The sequence below is a fragment of the Sphingomonas sp. 28-62-20 genome (assembly GCF_002281505.1).
On record NZ_NCGH01000002.1, the window covers coordinates 15,419 to 32,982 of the forward strand.

23 protein-coding genes, 1 other RNA gene and 1 pseudogene are annotated in these 17,564 nt (G+C 60.4%); 8 read left to right on the forward strand and 17 right to left on the reverse strand.

From position 1 onward, the window contains the following. Positions 1–4 precede the first annotated feature (4 nt). From B7Y43_RS01340 to rnpB, 3 genes are all read left to right on the forward strand, one after another. Positions 5–892, forward strand: a complete 888-nt coding sequence (locus B7Y43_RS01340) for a DMT family transporter (RefSeq protein WP_374129819.1) — start codon at positions 5–7, stop codon at positions 890–892. Further along, entirely contained in the window at positions 889–1,587 is a 699-nt protein-coding gene (locus B7Y43_RS01345; RefSeq protein ID WP_374129820.1) for an N-acetylmuramoyl-L-alanine amidase, read from the forward strand. Before B7Y43_RS01340 ends, B7Y43_RS01345 begins: the two co-directional genes overlap by 4 nt. Before the next feature lie 11 nt (positions 1,588–1,598). After that, an RNA gene (gene rnpB / locus B7Y43_RS01350) (RNase P RNA component class A) lies at positions 1,599–1,985 on the forward strand. Between the two features lie 26 nt (positions 1,986–2,011). Here rnpB and B7Y43_RS01355 read toward each other — a convergent pair. Together B7Y43_RS01355 and B7Y43_RS01360 are read right to left on the reverse strand one after the other, a co-directional pair. Further along, complete coding sequence (locus B7Y43_RS01355; protein ID WP_374129821.1) at positions 2,012–2,671, reverse strand: carbonic anhydrase; 660 nt, start codon at positions 2,669–2,671, stop codon at positions 2,012–2,014. Further along, complete coding sequence (locus B7Y43_RS01360; RefSeq protein WP_374129822.1) at positions 2,668–4,248, reverse strand: SulP family inorganic anion transporter; 1,581 nt, start codon at positions 4,246–4,248, stop codon at positions 2,668–2,670. The genes B7Y43_RS01355 and B7Y43_RS01360 overlap by 4 nt, the downstream gene beginning before the upstream one ends. A 201-nt stretch (positions 4,249–4,449) precedes the next feature. Between B7Y43_RS01360 and B7Y43_RS01365 the strand changes: the two genes are divergently transcribed. Further along, entirely contained in the window at positions 4,450–4,986 is a 537-nt protein-coding gene (locus tag B7Y43_RS01365) for a J domain-containing protein (RefSeq protein ID WP_374129823.1), read from the forward strand. Beyond that, positions 4,983–5,285: a (2Fe-2S) ferredoxin domain-containing protein gene (locus B7Y43_RS01370; protein ID WP_374129824.1), complete on the forward strand. Its 303-nt coding sequence runs from the start codon at positions 4,983–4,985 to the stop codon at positions 5,283–5,285. Before B7Y43_RS01365 ends, B7Y43_RS01370 begins: the two co-directional genes overlap by 4 nt. Here B7Y43_RS01370 and B7Y43_RS01375 read toward each other — a convergent pair. The 11 genes and pseudogenes from B7Y43_RS01375 to B7Y43_RS01425 form a co-directional block, all read right to left on the reverse strand. Beyond that, positions 5,282–5,746: pseudogene (locus tag B7Y43_RS01375) on the reverse strand (PepSY domain-containing protein); the annotation flags it as partial. The gene B7Y43_RS01370 and the pseudogene B7Y43_RS01375 sit on opposite strands and share 4 nt — an antisense overlap. 91 nt (positions 5,747–5,837) lie before the next feature. Continuing rightward, a complete protein-coding gene (locus B7Y43_RS01380) occupies positions 5,838–6,242 on the reverse strand; it encodes a SufE family protein (protein WP_374129825.1) in 405 nt (134 codons plus the stop codon). 25 nt (positions 6,243–6,267) lie between these two features. Further along, on the reverse strand, positions 6,268–6,513 hold the full coding sequence (locus B7Y43_RS01385; RefSeq protein WP_374129826.1) for a hypothetical protein: 246 nt from the start codon (positions 6,511–6,513) through the stop codon (positions 6,268–6,270). Positions 6,514–6,524: 11 nt separating this feature from the next. Beyond that, entirely contained in the window at positions 6,525–6,767 is a 243-nt protein-coding gene (locus B7Y43_RS01390) for a hypothetical protein (protein ID WP_374129827.1), read from the reverse strand. A gap of 28 nt (positions 6,768–6,795) precedes the next feature. After that, positions 6,796–7,065 (reverse strand): hypothetical protein, encoded by a 270-nt coding sequence (locus B7Y43_RS01395; RefSeq protein WP_374129828.1) that lies wholly within the window; start codon positions 7,063–7,065, stop codon positions 6,796–6,798. A 10-nt stretch (positions 7,066–7,075) separates the two neighbouring features. After that, positions 7,076–7,396: a hypothetical protein gene (locus tag B7Y43_RS01400; RefSeq protein ID WP_374129829.1), complete on the reverse strand. Its 321-nt coding sequence runs from the start codon at positions 7,394–7,396 to the stop codon at positions 7,076–7,078. Between the two features lie 14 nt (positions 7,397–7,410). Further along, the gene (locus B7Y43_RS01405) at positions 7,411–7,704 is read right to left on the reverse strand and encodes a hypothetical protein (protein WP_374129830.1); all 294 of its coding nucleotides are present in this window, start codon (positions 7,702–7,704) and stop codon (positions 7,411–7,413) included. A gap of 33 nt (positions 7,705–7,737) precedes the next feature. Further along, complete coding sequence (pspC, locus tag B7Y43_RS01410; RefSeq protein ID WP_374129831.1) at positions 7,738–8,118, reverse strand: envelope stress response membrane protein PspC; 381 nt, start codon at positions 8,116–8,118, stop codon at positions 7,738–7,740. Position 8,119: 1 nt separating this feature from the next. Next, the gene (gene pspB, locus B7Y43_RS01415) at positions 8,120–8,392 is read right to left on the reverse strand and encodes a phage shock protein B (RefSeq protein WP_374129832.1); all 273 of its coding nucleotides are present in this window, start codon (positions 8,390–8,392) and stop codon (positions 8,120–8,122) included. A gap of 1 nt (position 8,393) precedes the next feature. Continuing rightward, on the reverse strand, positions 8,394–9,062 hold the full coding sequence (gene pspA, locus B7Y43_RS01420; RefSeq protein WP_374129833.1) for a phage shock protein PspA: 669 nt from the start codon (positions 9,060–9,062) through the stop codon (positions 8,394–8,396). Between the two features lie 97 nt (positions 9,063–9,159). Then, entirely contained in the window at positions 9,160–9,318 is a 159-nt protein-coding gene (locus B7Y43_RS01425) for a hypothetical protein (protein WP_374129834.1), read from the reverse strand. A gap of 176 nt (positions 9,319–9,494) precedes the next feature. Here B7Y43_RS01425 and pspF point away from each other — a divergent pair, with 176 nt between their 5' ends. Continuing rightward, positions 9,495–10,541: a phage shock protein operon transcriptional activator gene (gene pspF / locus B7Y43_RS01430; RefSeq protein ID WP_374129835.1), complete on the forward strand. Its 1,047-nt coding sequence runs from the start codon at positions 9,495–9,497 to the stop codon at positions 10,539–10,541. A 112-nt stretch (positions 10,542–10,653) separates the two neighbouring features. Next, the gene (locus tag B7Y43_RS01435) at positions 10,654–11,274 is read left to right on the forward strand and encodes a superoxide dismutase (protein ID WP_374129836.1); all 621 of its coding nucleotides are present in this window, start codon (positions 10,654–10,656) and stop codon (positions 11,272–11,274) included. A gap of 32 nt (positions 11,275–11,306) precedes the next feature. Here B7Y43_RS01435 and B7Y43_RS01440 read toward each other — a convergent pair whose 3' ends face one another. From B7Y43_RS01440 to B7Y43_RS01455, 4 genes are read right to left on the reverse strand one after another with little or no spacing between them, the layout of a single operon-like run. Then, positions 11,307–11,927 carry an inner membrane-spanning protein YciB gene (locus tag B7Y43_RS01440; RefSeq protein WP_374129837.1) on the reverse strand — a complete coding sequence of 207 codons (621 nt, stop codon included), beginning with the start codon at positions 11,925–11,927 and terminating at the stop codon, positions 11,307–11,309. Beyond that, on the reverse strand, positions 11,920–12,852 hold the full coding sequence (ftsY, locus tag B7Y43_RS01445) for a signaling recognition particle receptor family protein (RefSeq protein WP_374129838.1): 933 nt from the start codon (positions 12,850–12,852) through the stop codon (positions 11,920–11,922). Before ftsY ends, B7Y43_RS01440 begins: the two co-directional genes overlap by 8 nt. Further along, complete coding sequence (gene mtaB / locus B7Y43_RS01450; protein ID WP_374129839.1) at positions 12,849–14,129, reverse strand: MiaB/RimO family radical SAM methylthiotransferase; 1,281 nt, start codon at positions 14,127–14,129, stop codon at positions 12,849–12,851. The genes ftsY and mtaB overlap by 4 nt, the downstream gene beginning before the upstream one ends. Before the next feature lie 50 nt (positions 14,130–14,179). Then, the gene (locus B7Y43_RS01455) at positions 14,180–15,799 is read right to left on the reverse strand and encodes a putative bifunctional diguanylate cyclase/phosphodiesterase (protein ID WP_374129840.1); all 1,620 of its coding nucleotides are present in this window, start codon (positions 15,797–15,799) and stop codon (positions 14,180–14,182) included. A 240-nt stretch (positions 15,800–16,039) separates the two neighbouring features. On the opposite strand from B7Y43_RS01455, the gene ffh reads away from it, so the two are divergent. Further along, positions 16,040–17,560 (forward strand): signal recognition particle protein, encoded by a 1,521-nt coding sequence (ffh, locus tag B7Y43_RS01460; protein WP_374129841.1) that lies wholly within the window; start codon positions 16,040–16,042, stop codon positions 17,558–17,560. The last annotated feature ends 4 nt before the right edge of the window (positions 17,561–17,564 follow it).

The window sequence follows — 17,564 nt, forward strand, 5'->3', positions numbered from 1 at the left end:
ACTGGTGACGCCCCTCAGAAAACAGGCGTTTGGCCCGCGTGATTTGTTCGTCGTCATCGCGATGAATATCTTGTGGGGCCTGAACCTGATCGTCGTGAAGGTCTCGGTCGACGCCATATCCCCACTTACCGCCGCCTTTCTCCGCCAAGCGATTGTGCTGCTGGTCTGTGCGTCGGCGCTGCGGATTGTGCCGGGCAAGATGCGCGAATTGACCGCGCTTGGGGTGCTTTCGGGCGGTGCTTTTTACATCGCTACAAATCTCTCGCTATCAGTGGCGACCAATGTTGGTGCGCTGGCAATTGCCGGGCAGCTTGGCGTGCCCTTTTCGCTGTTGCTGACGATTATGGTCTTTCACGAACGCATCCACGCGCCGCGCATCATTGGCATCTCGCTTTCGCTCCTTGGCGTGATGATACTCGTGTTCGATCCTGCGGCGGCGGGCGAGGGGTTGGGCCTTGCGCTAACCGCGCTTGCTGCCCTGATCTGGGCAATTTGTTCGCTTATCCAACGGTTATTGATCGGCGTTCGGGTGCTGACGATCTATGCGTGGATCGGCTTGTGGGGCACGGTGATATTGGGCGCAGTCGCCTGGTGGCGGGAGCCGACAGCGATGGCGGCGTTGCCCGATTTGCCATTGCACACAGTGGTGCTGGTTTCGTTTTCGGCAATTGGGTCAACGGTGTTGGGGCAGGGGTCAATGGCTTGGCTGCTCCAGCGGCACTCTATTGGCGTGGTGACACCGCTGACGCTTGCGGCCCCGGTGATTTCAGTCTTTACCGCTTCTTGGTATTTCAACACGCCGGTAACGGCGATCATGCTTGTCGGAGGCGCAATGGCCATGCTGGGCGTAGCGATCGTAACGGTGCGCACTGCGCAAGCGGCATCGTCATGAACATTATCGACGCCGCTTCGCCGAATTTCGATGAGCGCGCCCGACCAATATCGATGATCGTCCTGCATTATACCGGGATGCAGGATGCTGATTCCGCCATCGCCCGGCTTCGCGATCCAGAGTCAGCAAACCGGGTTTCGGCGCATTATGTTGTTGCAGAGGACGGCACCGTGCTGCGGCTGGTGCCAGAGGATAAACGCGCCTGGCACGCCGGTTTGGCGAGCTGGCGCGATATTCCATCTGACATCAACAGCGCGTCGGTTGGCATCGAGATCGTCAATCCCGGCCATGAATTTGGCTATCGCCCCTTTCCCGACGAACAGATTGCGTCGGTTGTCCAGCTGGTGATGCAGATCAAGGATCGCTATCAGATCACGCGCGGCAATATCGTCGGCCATTCCGATATCGCCCCACAGCGCAAGCGCGATCCTGGCGAGCTGTTCCCCTGGAGCAAGCTGGCCCGGCTGCGCCTTTCCCTGCCGCGGCCGACCAAGAATCTGATGGACCCGAACTGGACTCAGGCGGGCTTTCTGCTCGCGCTTGAGCGCTTCGGCTATGACGTGACTGATCCGATGGCCGCGATCATGGCCTTTCAACGGCGTTTTCGTCCTGAGATGATCGACGGCGAAGTCGATGCCGAATGCCGGATGATCCTACTCGCGCTGCTGTTGCCAAAGCCGCAAGGGGACGACTAAGGCTGATCGTGCCAGAGGGTCGGGCGGCCGCGGGTGCTTTAGGGCGCGCGAGGAAAGTCCGGGCTCCACGGAAACGACGGTGCCGGATAATGTCCGGCGAGGGTGACCTTAGGGAAAGTGCCACAGAGAGCAAACCGCCGATGGTCCTTTAAGGGACACAGGCAAGGGTGAAAGGGTGCGGTAAGAGCGCACCGCGCGACTGGTAACAGAAGCGGCATGGCAAACCCCACCGGGAGCAAGACCGAATAGGGGTGGCGCGAGAGTAATCTCAGGGCATGTTCCGGCCCGCTACCCGGGTTGGTTGCTTGAGCCCCGAAGCAATTCGGGGCCTAGAGGAATGGTCGCCTATCTCCCTGTCAGGGAGTGGACAGAACCCGGCTTACAGACCCTCTGGCATTTTTCTGCACCGGCGGTGCCTCGCTCGTCAGCTTGGTGCATCCGGACTGGCATGCAGCACCTTGTCAGGCTGTCCAATGGCATCGAGCGGCGTCGAAGCGTCGATTTCCAGCAGCGGTTTGATGTGCCCGTCGCGAATGTCATAGACCCAGCCGTGCAGGAACACCTCCTGTTTGCGGGCCCAGGCGGCCTGAATCAGCTTGGTGCGGGCGAGCTTGATCAGCTGATCGCGCACATTCACCTCGACCAGGCGATTAACCCGGGTTTCATCATCGGGCTGGCTCGTCACCTCATGCTCATGCGCATGGAGCACGGCGCGCGCGTTGGTCAGCCAAGAATCTACCGCGCCGCTGGTGCCCCCCGCCAGCGTGGCCTGAAGCCCGCCGCAGCCATAATGGCCGCAGACCATGATATGGCGCACCTGCAGAACATCGGTGGCATATTGCAGCACCGACATCAGGTTGAGATCGTCTTCATTCACCAGATTGGCAACGTTGCGGTGAATGAACATGCCACCCGGCGGCGTCATCGTCATTTGTTCGGGGCTGACGCGGCTATCCGAACAGCCAATCCACAGAAAATCGGGCTTTTGTCCGGCGATTTGACGCTTGAAGAACTCCGGGTTCTCGTCGGTCAGTTCCTTGGCCCATGCCTTGTTGGCGAGCAGCAGCTGCTTGTAATGTCTCATGCGAAACGGACCCCATAGGATGGCGCGTTGATCTTTGGCGCGGTCCGTTCAGCGACATCGCCGCGGACATGCACATCGATCTTCCGGAATGCAGCGCTTTTGATGAAGGCGTTGATCACGTCGATATTGTCGAGATCGACATAACTGGTTGACGACAGATCGATCACCAGAATAGAATTGTCAGGAACTTTGTTAAGCGCCTGCTGCAATTCATATTTATGAATGAAGTAGAGGTTGCGCCGCGCGCGCAGCAGGCAATCCTCGCCATCCACGGCAAAGGTGATCGCGGGCCGGAAGTTGCGCGCGATGACGAAAGCGAAGCCCACCGTCAGGCCAACCAGAATGCCAATCAGCAGATCGGTGAACAAAATCGCCCCAATCGTTACAACAAACGGAATAAACTGAGTCAGACCCTGCCGGTAGCGTTCGATGAACAGCGCCGGGTTGGTCAGCTTATAGCCGGTCGCAATCAGCACAGCCGCCAACGCGGACAACGGAATCAAGTTCAGAATAACCGGGATCAGCGCAACCGACAGCAACAACCAAACGCCGTGCATGACTGCCGATGCTTTGCTTTCCGCACCCGCCATGACGTTGGCCGACGATCGCACGATGACCGATGTAACCGGCAAGCCGCCAATCAGGCCCGAAACGATATTGCCGCTCCCCTGCGCGAGCAGTTCCCAATTCTTGTTGGTGGTGCGGCGGCGCGGATCGATTTCATCGACCGCCTTCACGCTGAGCAGCGATTCGAGGCTGGCGACGATCGCCAGCGTCAATGCCGTGGTCCACAAAATGCCCGTGCCGATCGCCGAGAAATCCGGGAAGGTGAACAGGCCGACAAAACCATCAAAGCCGTCAGCAATTGGCACTTGCACGAGATGCTTGGGTCCCAGCGCCCATTCAGGCCGGAACACCGCGAAAAGGGCATTGCCGACCACCCCCATCACGACAACGACCAGGGGGCCCGGCAGCAACTTCAAAGGACCTTTTTTTGGTTTGATCTTGTCCCAAAGGAACAAGAACGCCGTGCAACTGATCCCGATGATCGCGGCACCTGGCGTCAGGCTCTCGGTCAGGCCAGCCCAAAAGGTCGTTAGCGTATTGCCGCCATCGGCATTGAGGAAATTCTCGCTGCCCTCAAAATCCTTCTCATAGCCAACGGCATAGGGGACTTGCTTCAGGATCAGGATCAGCCCGATTGCGGCGAGCATGCCGGTAATCACCGATGATGGCACAAATTCGCTGAGCAAGCCGGCACGCGAAACGGAAAAAACGATCTGAATGATGCCCGCAATGACAACCGCAGCAAGAAAGACCTGGTAGCTCGGTAGGCTCTGGATCGCGTCCAGCACAATGACGGTCAGACCGGCGGCGGGCCCGCTAACCGATAATGGCGAGCGCGACACCAACCCAACGACGATGCCGCCAACGATGCCCGCGATAAGCCCTGAAAAAAGCGGTGCGCCGGAAGCGAGCGCGATGCCAAGGCATAGCGGCAATGCGACGAGCGCAACAACGATCGAGGCCGGCAAATCGGCCAGCCAATTGCTCAAGAGCGATTGAGGTTTGTTCATTGGACTCCCACGTCATCAAGGATCGGTGATCATAGCCTAAGACCAGCTATTTCTATGTAGGCGCTTGAGCATCGGCGGAACCCCTGAAAATGTGTTGAATCATTGCTGGATTGCCACCAATTTTATCCCGGCAGCGGTGCTACGACCGGAACGTACGGACACTGATGGCAATTCTCGTGATTGTTGCGTAAGGGCAAAACCATGGCACGCAGCACTCGATCCGTTGACTGGGGTTTCCCGCGCTGGCGCGGCTATGGCAGTGGCCGCGAGGCGACGCAGGTGCGGCTATGCGATCGTCACGGCTGTGCGGAGCCCGGCAATTGTCCGGCGCCCAAATCGCCCAACAGCCCCGAACGCTGGTATTTCTGCCAGGTCCATGCCGGCGAATATAATCGTGGCTGGAATTATTTCGAAGGATTAACGGCAGAGGAAGCGGCGGCGCGCGAAGCAGAGGAAAATCGCGACACCTCTGGCTACACCGAATCGCGCCATAATGGCTGGGCAGGGCCGGGCGATGGATCGCGGTCGCGGGACGAAATGCGCGCGCTCGACTTGTTTGAACTTGAACCCGATGCCGACTTTGAAGCGGTGCGGGTCGCCTGGCGCAAGATGGCCAAGGCTAATCACCCCGATGTTCGCCCAGGCGACAAGGACGCCGCCGCCCGCTTTCAGGCGATCCAGGCGGCTTATGACGTGCTGCGCGTAGCTGAAGAGAATCGGCAATGGCGGCCTGAGTGAAGGCCCTGATCAAGGCTGATTGGGAAAATGCCGTCCTGATCTGTGCAAAATGTTCAAAGCGGCTGGGCGGTGGCTTTGGCCGCAATGGCAAAAAATCACTGGCCAAGGCGCTGCGCAAACATCTGGGAATAAAACGCTTCCGCAAGGCGCCGGTCGGCATTGTCGAGGTGAAATGCCTGGGGGTTTGTCCGCGCGGGGCAGTGACGGTCGTTGATGCAAGTCAGCCGGGCGAATGGCGGCTGGTGCGGCCTGGGGCCGATCTCGACGCGCTGGCGCGCGAGATCGGCCTTCGTGCCTAGGCTCGCCCTAGCCGCTCTGCCATGCCGGGCAGCAGGACACGAATGCCCTGATCGACCAGCCAGAACAGCAGCAACGACAGGCCGAGCACGGGCAGGAGGATCGCCAACACAACCAATAACGCGGTAATGATCCGCGCCTGCGGTTCGCGAAGGGCAGGCGGCGCCCCCAACGTTCCGCTTGGCCGTTTCCGCCACCACATGATCGTACCGCTGGCCGCCAGCAGCATCAGCATGGCGGCGGTGATCACACCGATTGCCTGGTTGATCCAGCCAAATAACTGCCCTTCGTGCCAGGCAATGCCGTAACTGATGATGCGATCGATCACATGCTTGTCGGCAAAGCCCCGGCGATCAATCACCGCGCCGCTGTTGGCGTCATAGCGCACCGTACGGATGACGGACCGGTTTTGCGCCTCGCTGGTCAGCTTCCAGAAACGCCCATTGGCAGGGCCTGTCGGGCTTGGTTGCGGATCAGATGGCGGGCTGCCTGCACGCTGGGTCGCTAATGCACAATAAGGGCAAAGTCAGCCAATTGAGCGGATCAAGCGCTCTTCATATGTAGCGCGCCGCTGTTTCGCGGATCAGCGCAATCATGTTGGGGATGCCCTGGGTCCGGTTTGAACTGAGCTGGTTCTTGAGATCGAACGGGGCAAGGCTCGCTTCGATATCGGTCTCAGCAATTGTAGCAGGCAGCTGATCCTGGACCGTCAGCAGCACCAGCGCGATGATGCCTTTGGTGATTGCGGCATTGCTGTCGGCCAGAAAATGCAGCGCGCCATCCTCGCGTCGGGTGGGATAGACCCAGACCGAGGCCGAACATCCGCGGACCAAGGTTGTATCGGCCTTCAGCGCATCGGGCATGGGCTCCAAGGCGCGGCCGAGATCGATCAACAGGCGGTAACGATCATCCGCATCAAGGAAATCATATTCGTCGTGAATGTCGGACAGGCTGGTCATGCTTGTCCCGCTAGCGGGATGGACCTTAGAGGTCCACCCCGGCAGCAATGGCTTCCAACTTGCGGATTCGTTCCTTCAAATCGGCAATCTCGATCCGGGCGCTGGCGCTGGCGCCTTGCATTGCCGGCATCGGTTCGGGATGGGTGCGAACCAGCTCTTGCTGCTTAAGCGATAGCCAGCCGCGCCAGCCAGCCAGGCCAGCAAAGGTCACCATGGCCAGCCCGGCCAGGCTCGCAATGGCCAGCGTCACGGATAATGTGGGGTCGATCATCACAGATCCTCCTAGCGAATGTCGCGCAGCTTCTCGATCTCCAGATCGAGGCGGATGGCGTTGGTGTCTTCAGTCGCGAGCCGTTCGAGCACCGCGATCCGATCTTTGAGAGCCTGAACATCATCACGCAGGCGGCGCGCATCGGGGTCCCTGGCAAGCGATGGGCTGGCGCCCTGCGCTTCATATCGGGCACGCAACACGCGGGCACCAGCCACGATAAGGACCATCAAAACAACGGCTGACCAAAAACTCATCGGATTCACTCCAAGCTATATTTTCTTTTTAATTCAACGGTTTCGGATCACGCAGCTTTTCGATCTCGTCCGCGATATCGATGCCGCGATCGGTGGTGATCCGTTCCAGAACGCGAACCCTTTGTTCCAGGCGTTCGGTCTGCGCCGCATATTGCGCTGCCTTTTCGGCGATCATGCTGGCTTCAGTTTCGATCTGCTTTTCACGAAGGCGCAGCCAAGGTTGGACGATCTGCTTGGCGACAATTGCAACGATTGGGATCAGCAGGGCAAAGAGGTAAACTAGACTGCCGTAGTTCATGATGCGATCCTCAATTCGGCTTGATGCGCAATGCTTCAATCTCTGCGTGGAGACTGTGTGAACCGTCGGTGACGATCCGTTCGACATTGGCGAGCCGATCCTTGATTGATCCAAGTTCCGCGCGCAGCTGGGCGTTTTCCTGGCTTAGGAGCTTGATCCGTTCGACCGATTCCTGATCGCTCTTTGGATAAAGTGCCTGCCCCCAATGACCATCGAGCGGGTATCCGTTCTTGATCCGCAGCCAAGTGGTGAACATCCAGCCGACCGTGCCGATCATCGTGACGGTAACGATCAGTGGCGCGACGCGCATCAGCGTTTCGATCGAGTCCATGTGATATTTCCCCCTTAGCGTAGCGCGTCAATGTCGCGGGCAACCCGCTCGGCGGGATCGGTGGCGATCCGCTCGAGCACGGCGATCCGCTCTTCCAGTCGGCCGATCTGGCCGGTCAGACGCTGGTTCTCGTTCGAGAGCAGGTTGATGGCGCGCTCAGCTTCGGGATCATCCAGGTCGCGGATCACCTTGCCGCCGAATTCACTATCCAGAGGATAGCCGTGCTTTGCCCGGATCCAGGTCGTGATGACCCAGCCCACCGTCGACATCAGCACGATGACGACGATGAATGTTTGCGTGTTACTCATTGAAATAAACTCCCTCCCTTACCCCGAACCGGATCAGCGCAGGCTGTCGATTTCGTCGGCAAGTCGCGTATTGCGGCTGGTATAGGCAGTTTCGATGTCAGCGAGCCGACGATCGATATCGCGGAATTTGGAACGAACGTCGCGGGTGGTGCGTGCCGGGTTGGAGCGGACGCCCTGCCAGAATTTCTGATCCTCGAGCGTCTCGTACAAGCCATTTGGCTTCGCACTCGCCATCCAGGCGATCATCCAATAGGCGATCAGCGTCCAGGGGAAGCCCCCGGCCAACGTCAAGATCACCGTGCCGACACGGACCCAGATGACTTCGACGCCGGTATAGTCGGCAATCCCGGCACAAACGCCCAGCCATTTGCTGTTCTGCTTGTCGAGATAGAATTTGGTGCGGCTGGCGCTCATCTCAATTCCTCCTGGTGATGTCGTAGTCGAGGGCTTCGGGCGTGCTGTTGCTGCCCAGTTTCCACTCGGGGTGATCGGCGGCGATGATGCGTTCGATCGTGTTGAGCCGGTCTTCCAAACGACGGGCCGTGTAATGCAGCTCGTCGAGCAGCTTTTCGTCCTCACCCGTCAGCGACGAGGTTTTCTTCCACTGCGTGATGTAATGAAGCACCAGCCAGGGCAGCCCGATGAACAGGATGCTCAGGACGATGGCGATCGTCATGAATTCTTCCATCTCAGTTCGCCTTGCCGATACGGGCCTTCAGCGCGGCAAGATCGGCATCGACCTTTTCGCTTGACCGCAGCTCGGCGATCTCTTCCTCAAGCGTCTTGGGCGGTGCGCCCAGGCTGAGTGCATCGGCGCGGCCTTCGGCGAAATCGACACGACGCTCCATAATTTCGAAGCGCGAAAACGCGTCCTGCACCTTGGGGCCGGCATAAGCCTCGCGCATCTTCACCCGGTTATGCGCGGATTCGAGCCGCGTCGTGATCGAGTTCTGGCGGGTGCGGGCCTCGCGCAGCTTGTTCTGCAGCTTGGTGATGTCTTCTTCAGCACTGCGCAGCGTATCGTCGAGCACGCCGATTTCGGCACCAAGCTGATCAGCCATGTCGACCGCCTTCTGGCGTTCCACCAGGGCTGCCTTGGCCAGGTCTTCGCGATCCTTCGACAGCGCCAGTTCGGCCTTTTCGGTCCAGCTGTCCTGCAGCTTTTCCAGCTTGGCGATGTGCCGACGCATTTCCTTTTGATCCGCAATCGTGCGCGCAGCGGACGCGCGAACCTCGACCAGCGTTTCTTCCATTTCGAGGATGATCATGCGGATCATCTTGGCCGGGTCTTCAGCCTTGTCGAGCAAGTCGGTGACGTTGGCGGCGATGATGTCTCGGGTTCGCGAAAAAATGCCCATCGGGGAACTCCTGACTAAATACGGGAAGATCGAAAGAGAGAGCGGCCGGGGTGCTTCAGGGGGAGCTGCACCCCGGCCAGGGGCGTCGCCTGCGGGGTTAGGCGACGGGAACGTCGTTGATCAGATGCGCCGTCTGGGCGGACTGAAGCGCGGCTGGCGCAATCGCGCCCATCACGCAGGTGGCGCTGAACAGCATCGCAAAGGCGATGGCGGTGATCGTGCGAACGGGGCTGGTTGCGTTGTAACCGGTATTCATGGCGTTTCTTCCTGAGCCTTAAGTGTTTCGTGCTGCCCAATCGGCAGATACCAACAGCTCAGCAGGAAGCGTGCCAATTTTGAAAATGGCGGATTTGCGCCATTAATGAACCTAGGCTGTCAGATCTTGCCAATTTCACCTTGCCAAAGTTTGGGATTTTACGCCAAGTAATCGGCATGGATCGCACAACCCAGGTCATCGGTCAGTCAGGCGTCTTCCTGGACGTGCTGGAGCGCGCCAGCCGGGCCGCCGCCCTTGATCGCCCCGTGTTGGTGATCGGCGAGCGCGGGACCGGCAAGGAACTGGTTGCCGAGCGCCTCCACCGGCTGAGCCCACGCTGGGATCAGCCGCTCGTCATCATGAACTGCGCTGCACTGCCCGAAACGCTGATCGAAGCAGAACTGTTCGGCCATGAGGCCGGCGCGTTTACCGGCGCGACCAAGACGCGCGCTGGACGCTTCGAAGAAGCGCATGGCGGCACATTATTCCTTGATGAGCTTGGCACCTTATCGATGGCGGCGCAGGACCGGTTGCTCCGTGCGGTGGAATATGGCGAGGTCACCCGCATCGGTTCATCGCGCCCGATCAGGGTGGACGTCAGGATTATCGGCGCGACCAATGAGCATTTGCCCGACAAGGTCGATCGACATCACTTCCGGGCCGATTTGCTCGATCGGCTGTCCTTCGAAGTGGTGACCCTGCCGCCGCTGCGCGCCCGCGCGGGGGATGTGATGGTGCTGGCGGAGCATTTCGGGCGACGCATGGCATCTGAATTGGGCTGGGCGGATTGGCCGGGCTTCACGCCAGCGGCGATGGAGACGCTGGTCAGCTATAGCTGGCCGGGCAATGTGCGCGAATTGCGCAACGTTGTGGGCCGGGCGGTCTATCGCTGGGAACGCGATGGGCCGATTGATGAAATCCAGTTTGATCCCTTTGCCTCGCCCTATGCGCCCGCCGCTGGCCCGCCGGGTGGAGCGCATGCCAAAGCCGATCCGGCCCCGATTGATATGTCGGCCGATACGCATCCCGACGAGCCATTGGCAGTGTGTGACGAAGAGGGGCCGTCCGATTTCAAATCGCAGGTGTCGCGGTTTGAACGCGACTTGCTGTCTCGCGCGCTTGCCGAGCATCGCTTCAATCAACGCGCAACCGCAGAGGCATTGGGGCTGAGTTATGACCAGCTTCGTCACGCCTTGCGGCGGCACGACCTGCTGCCCGCGTAAAATCCCAAGACGAATCGGTTGCGCAATGATCGCGGCGGACCCAATTGGGGCGTAACGGCGTTCCCAACGGTGAGCACGACGCGTGCATCACCACCCAACAGGAGACTATCCAATGGCTTTCGAATTGCCCGCACTGCCCTATGCCAAGGACGCGCTTGCCCCCGTGATGTCGGCCGAGACGTTCGATTTCCATCATGGCAAGCACCACAAGGCCTATGTCGACAAGACCAACGGCATGCTGCTGCAGCATGGCCTGGAAAATGCGAAGCTTACGGACGTGATCAAGCACGCCAAGGACAAGGGCGAAAAGGGCCTGTTCAACAATTCGGCGCAGATCTGGAACCACACATTTTTCTGGCATTCGCTGACGCCAAATTATGCCGCGCCAACGGGCAAGCTGGCCGAGATGATCACCAGCGAATTCGGCACGACCGAAGAACTGGTAAAGCAACTGGTCGCAGAATCGACCAACCACTTCGCGAGCGGCTGGGGCTGGCTGGTGCTCGATGGCGGCAAGCTGAAGGTGACGTCGCTGCATGATGCCGACACGCCAGTCGTTTATGATGGCATGAAGCCGCTGCTGACGATCGACGTGTGGGAGCACGCTTATTACATCGATTATCGCAATGCCCGGCCGGGGTATCTGGAAGCCGTGACGGCCAAGATTCTCAACTGGGAATTTGCCGCGCAGAATCTGGACGGCGCGGGCATTTCGCGCGCTGACCAGGGTTGAGTGCATAGCGCCTCGCCCCACCGGGCGAGGCGCTAGCCTTCAGGCGGGATCGGCGGCGCGTTGCCGTCCATCTGCATGCCGTGCTTCATCAGCATCGGCAGATTGGCGATCGCGAACAGCATCGTCATCGGGATCACACCCCATAATTTATAGGCGACCCAGAAATCCCAGCTGGTGTTGCGCCAGACGGCTTCGTTCAGCACCGCCTGCACGATAAAAAATGCCGCCCAGTTGATTGTCAGCTGGCGCCAGCCCTTTGGGCTGAGCCCAGGATAAGCGGATTCGAGCACGAATTGCAGCAGCGGGCGACCCGTGACGAGCCCGAAAATCAGCACGCTCGCGAACATCAGATAAATGATCGTCGGCTTGATTTTGATGAAGGTTTCGTCGTGAAAATAGATGGTCAGGCCACCAAAGACCATCACCAACAGACCCGACATCCACAGCATCGGTGAGATGTGGCCGGTCTTCCAGCGGGAGATGATCATCGCGATCACCGTTGCCGTCATGAAGGCGATCGTTGCGGTAATGACCCGGCCAATCTGCGGCCCGCCGACTAAGCCGTTGACGGCGAAAAACACGATCAGCGGCCCGAAATCGATCGCCATGCGTAAGCCCGGCGGCGCTGCCTTGGGGGAGGATTGATCAGCCATTTCTGGGCCTTTCCACGCCTGCGATGATCCGCGCAACTTCGTTCGCATCAAAGGGCCGCAAATCGCCAACCCCTTCACCGACGCCAATGGCATGGATGGGCAGCCCAAACTGCTCCGCGGCGGCCACCAGCACACCGCCGCGCGCTGTGCCATCAAGCTTGGTCATGACCAGCCCGGTCACCCCGGCGACTTCCTTGAACACTTCAATTTGCGATAAGGCGTTCTGGCCGGTGGTAGCATCCAGCACCAGCACCACGTCATGCGGCGATGCCGGATCGATCTTGCCCAGCATCCGCTTGATCTTGGCGAGCTCATCCATCAATTCGCGCTTGTTCTGCAAGCGTCCAGCGGTGTCCACGATCAACGCGTCGATCCCGGTCGCGGTCGCCTTTTTGACGGCATCAAAGACGATTCCGGCGGCGTCGCCCCCCTCGGGTCCGCGCACAATCGGCACGCCAATCCGGTCGGCCCAGGTCGCCAGCTGGCCGATCGCCGCGGCGCGGAACGTGTCACCAGCGGCGAGCATCACGCCATAATCCTGTTCGGTAAACAGATGCGCCAATTTGGCGATCGTCGTCGTCTTGCCCGATCCATTAACGCCAATCACCAATATGACATGGGGACGCGGGAAAGCGCTGATTTCAAGCGGGCGGGCGACCTTGGCCAGCACCTTTTCAATCTCTTCGGCAACGATCACCCGGATGCCGAGCTCTTCCATATTGCGCTCGAAAGCGCCTTCGGCGAGCCTCGCCCTGATCCGCGCGGCTGTCGTCGGTCCAAGATCGGAAGCGATCAGCGCCTCCTCAATCTGGTCCAGCGTATCGGTGTCGAGTCTGGCCGATCCAAGGCCCGCAAGGTTACCGATCAGACGATCTGAGGTGCGTTTGAAGCCGCCAAGCAGCTTTTCATGCCAGGCCGTGGTCATGCCGGCACCCCGATCAACCGCGTGCCATCGACGCCAGTGATGGTCATCGCCACAATTTCTCCTACCATCGTCGGGTGCGCCGGGTCACCCGGAACACGGATCTCGGCAAAATTCGGTGCGTGGCCGCGATCACCGGGGCGCTCAACGAGAATTGCCTGGACCGAGCCAACTTGGCCAGCCAGCCACGCCGTCCGGCGCGCGGACGCGGCGTCTCGCAACGCTGCCGCGCGGGCTTTGCGGATCGCGGGCGATACCTGCGGCATGCGCGCGGCCGGGGTGCCCTCACGGGGCGAATAGGGGAAGATATGCGCGTGGACGATATCGCAATCATCGATCAGCGCCGCGCTGTTGGCGAACATGGCGTCATCCTCGGTCGGAAATCCAGCGATCAGGTCAGCGCCAATTGCAATGCTTGGCCGGGCGCGCTTCAAGCGCTCGACGATCCGCACTGAATCAGCGCGACTATGCCGCCGCTTCATGCGTTTCAGGATCATGTCGTCGCCAGCCTGCAAGGACAGATGGAGGTGCGGCATGATCCGTGGTTCCCCGGTCACAAGCTCAAACAGCCGATCATCAATTTCGATCGAATCAAGCGACGAAAGCCGCAATCTTTGCAGCGTCGGCACGTGCCGCAAGATGCGCTCAATCAGCATCGCCAGCGTCGGACTGCCGGGCAGATCGGGGCCATAGCTGGTCAAGTCCACCCCGGTAAGGACGATTTCCTGATAGCCAGCGGCGACCAGCGACGCGACACGATCGACCACGGCGCCAGCGGGCACCGAACGGCTATTTCCGCGGCCATGCGGGATAATGCAAAAGGTGCAGCGATGATCACAGCCATTTTGCACCTCAACAAAAGCGCGGGCATGCGCGTCAAAGCTGGCGGCAAGGTGCGGGCTGGTCGTGCGCACCGCCATGATGTCGCTGACCATCACAGGTGCGGTGCCGCTCCAAGCAGCCGGATCAAGCTTTTCGGCATTGCCAATCACGCGGGAGACTTCGGGCATAGCAGCGAAGCCCGCCGGATCGATCTGCGCCGCGCACCCCGTCACGACAATGGCGGCTTCGGGGCGATCCCGGTGAGCGCGGCGGATCGCTGCGCGAGTCTCGCGCACCGCGCGCTGGGTCACGGCACAACTGTTGATAACGACCATGTCGCGCCCGGCAGTGATGGCGCGGATTGTCTCGCTCTCGGCCAGGTTCAGCCGGCAGCCAAGCGTGATGATTTCCGGATCAACGCTGCGGGCAGCAACAGGGGCAGGGGCGACGGCGGGCATTGCCGCCGATCTAGGGGGCGCTCCCGGTGAAGTCCACTGCACCCAGGCGATTAGCCCGCCTTACGCGCTTCATCGTCGGAGACATCCAGATCAGGCGTCTTTGCAGGCGCGTTGCGCAGCAGTCGCTTTTCGGCGAGCAAGCGACGCGCATTTGCAGCCGTTAGTGGGCGCCCGTAAAGATAGCCCTGGCCCTTGCTGCATCCCATTGCGCGAAGCCGATCCTCGATCGCTGCATCCTCGATTCCCTCGGCGGTGATCGGCAGGTTCAGGCTCTCGCCAAGCCGAACGATCGCATTGACGATCGCGGCGCTTTCAGCGTTCACATTAATCGATCCGACAAAGCTGCGATCGATCTTGATCCGGTCAAAAGGCAGGGCGCGCAGATGGGCGAGCGAACTATACCCCGTGCCGAAATCGTCGAGCGCGATGCGGATGCCCTGATTTTTGATACTGCCGACGATCGACTGCGCGAGCGCGAGATTGTCGAACAGCGCAACCTCGGTAATCTCAAGTTCCAAGCGGCTCGCTGGAAAGCCTGTCTCGGTGAGCACCTTGACGATCTTCTGCGCCAGCCAAGGGTCTTTGAGTTGCAGCGGAGAGATATTGACCGACAGGCTGAGGCTCTGTTCCCAATCTTTCGCGATCAAGCAGGCTTGGCGCATCACCGACAGCGACAAATCGCTGATCATCCCGATATCCTCGGCGATCGAGATGAATTTTTCAGGAGGGATCAGCCCACGTGTGGGATGTTCCCAGCGTGCCAGCACCTCAAAGCCAAACAGTCGACCGGTGCTTAGGTCGATCTGCTGTTCGAAATAAGGGACGATTTCCTGCCGCGGGATCGCCGTGCGGAGCCCAACTTCAAGTTCGTTGCGCGCCTTGAGTTCACGCTCCATGGATTGGTCGAACCAGGCGAAGCGGTTGCGACCCGCATTTTTGGCGGCATACATGGCGATATCGGCGCTGCGCATCAGCGCATCGATGCTCGCACATCCATGATCAGTCCGGGCAATGCCGATCGAGGCGCTAATCTGTAATTGCAGGCCATCGGACACAAAGGGCTGGGCGACCCGCGAAACCAGCCGTTCGGCGATCCGCTCGACTGTATCGGGGTGCGCGGGATCAAACAGGAAAGCACAGGCGAATTCATCGCCGCCCAGCCGCCCCATCAACGCCACCGACGGCATCGCCCGGCCAATTTCTTCCGAAACCAGCCGCAACAGCCCATCGCCGGTAGCGTGGCCATGCATATCGTTGATTGTCTTGAAGTGATCGAGATCGAGCATGAGCATCGCCAGTGCCTTTTGCCGGCGCTCGGCCTGAACCAGCAACGCTGCGCCCTCTTCCGCCAGCGAGCGCCGATTGAGGAAGCCCGTCAACGGATCACGCGCCGCGAGCAATTGCGCGCGTTCTTCGGCGGCAGTCCTCACCTCAACCTCGCGGCGCAACTCATTATGACGCCGCCACCCGATCAGAATCAGGGCAACATTCAGCAACAGCGCAATCACCAATGTCCGGTCGGTTGGGTCACCGGCGGCGAAGTAATATTTGACCGCGCTCGACAGCGCAGAACTGCCCGTGCCGACAAACAACAAGATCGCCGCCACGGTGATCGCGCCGCTTGTCATGTCACGGCGAGCGGATTTTGGCTTATGGGCGTTGTCCGCCATTTCCAGCGTCATTAGGGCATGCCCCCGTCGGTTCATGGCCGGGAATGTACCCGATGGTCGTGTAGATGATCTTAAACCGCATGGTTGCGAAACTATGACGGTTGAGCTAGAGGCGCGTTCGATCGCATCCTTCCAGGACGCAAATAGAGCATGCCCAAGGGCTAAGCTGGCCGACGAGGTTTCGTCCGCCAGCTTCTTTTGCGTTTCCGGCGGGGGGGTGATCAGTAACGGAGTCTAACGATGTTCGACAGTCTCAGCGAACGGCTTGGCGGTGTGTTCGATCGGCTACGGGGGCGCGGTGCGCTGACCGAGGCGGACGTGCGCGCGGCGATGCGCGAAGTGCGCGTGGCGCTGCTTGAGGCCGATGTCGCGCTGCCGGTGGCGCGCGATTTCGTTGATAAGGTAACCGAACAGGCCGTCGGCCAGAATGTGCTGCGCTCGGTGACGCCGGGGCAGATGGTCGTCAAGATCGTCAACGATGCGCTGACCGAGATGCTGGGTGCAGACGAGAGCGAACTCGCGCTCGACGTGACCCCGCCGGCGATCATTATGATGGTCGGTCTGCAGGGCTCAGGCAAGACGACCACGACCGCCAAGATCGCCAAGCGACTGACCAAGCGCGACGGCAAGAAGGTGCTGATGGCGTCGCTCGACGTCAATCGCCCCGCTGCGCAGGAGCAGCTGGCGACGCTTGGTACCCAGGCTGAAGTGGCGACCTTGCCAATCGTGGCGGGCCAGCGCCCTGTCGAGATTGCAAGGCGGGCACTGCAAGCGGCGAAGCTGCAGGGCTATGACGTGCTGATGCTCGACACGGCGGGCCGGTTGCATGTCGACCAGGCGTTGATGGACGAGATGAAGGCGATCGCCGACATTGCGACGCCGAATGAAATCCTGCTCGTCGTCGATGCACTGACCGGCCAGGACGCGGTCAACGTCGCGCAGAATTTCAGCGAGCAGGTGCCGCTGACCGGCGTGGTGCTGACCCGGATGGATGGCGATGCGCGCGGCGGTGCGGCGCTGTCGATGCGCGCCGTTACGGGCAAGCCGATCAAGTTTGCCGGTACCGGCGAAAAGATGGACGCGATCGAGGCGTTTCATCCCGGCCGGGTTGCCGGGCGCATCCTGGGGATGGGCGATGTCGTCAGCCTCGTCGAGCGCGCGGCGGAATCGATCCAGGTCGAAGATGCCGAGCGGATGGCCGCCAAGATGGCCAAGGGCCAGTTCGATATGGACGATCTGCGCGCGCAACTGGCGCAGATGCGGCGGATGGGCGGGCTCGGCGCGCTGGCGGGGATGATCCCCGGCATGAAGAAGGCGCAAGCCGCCGTTGCTTCGGGTGCCGCTGATGAGCGGCTGCTACTGCGGATGGACGCGATGATCACGTCGATGACGCAGAAGGAGCGCTCCAAACCTGAAATCCTCTCCGCCAAGCGCAAGATCCGCATTGCCAAGGGTAGTGGCACGACCGTGCAGGACGTGAACAAGCTGCTGAAGATGCATCAGGAAATGTCGACCGCCATGAAGAAGATCAAGAAGATGGGCGGCATGAAGGGCATGATGGCGATGCTCGGCAAGGGCGGTATGGGCGGCGGCCTAGGTGGCCTCGGCAATGCCATCGGTGGCCCCGAGCTTGGCGACATGATGGGCAAGGCGGGCGGTGGCCTGCCCGGCCTGGGCGGCGGTAATCCCCTGAATGGGCCCATGGGCGGCATGCCGAAACTGCCGCCGGGTTTCGAAAATTTCATCAACAAGAAGAAATAACGGC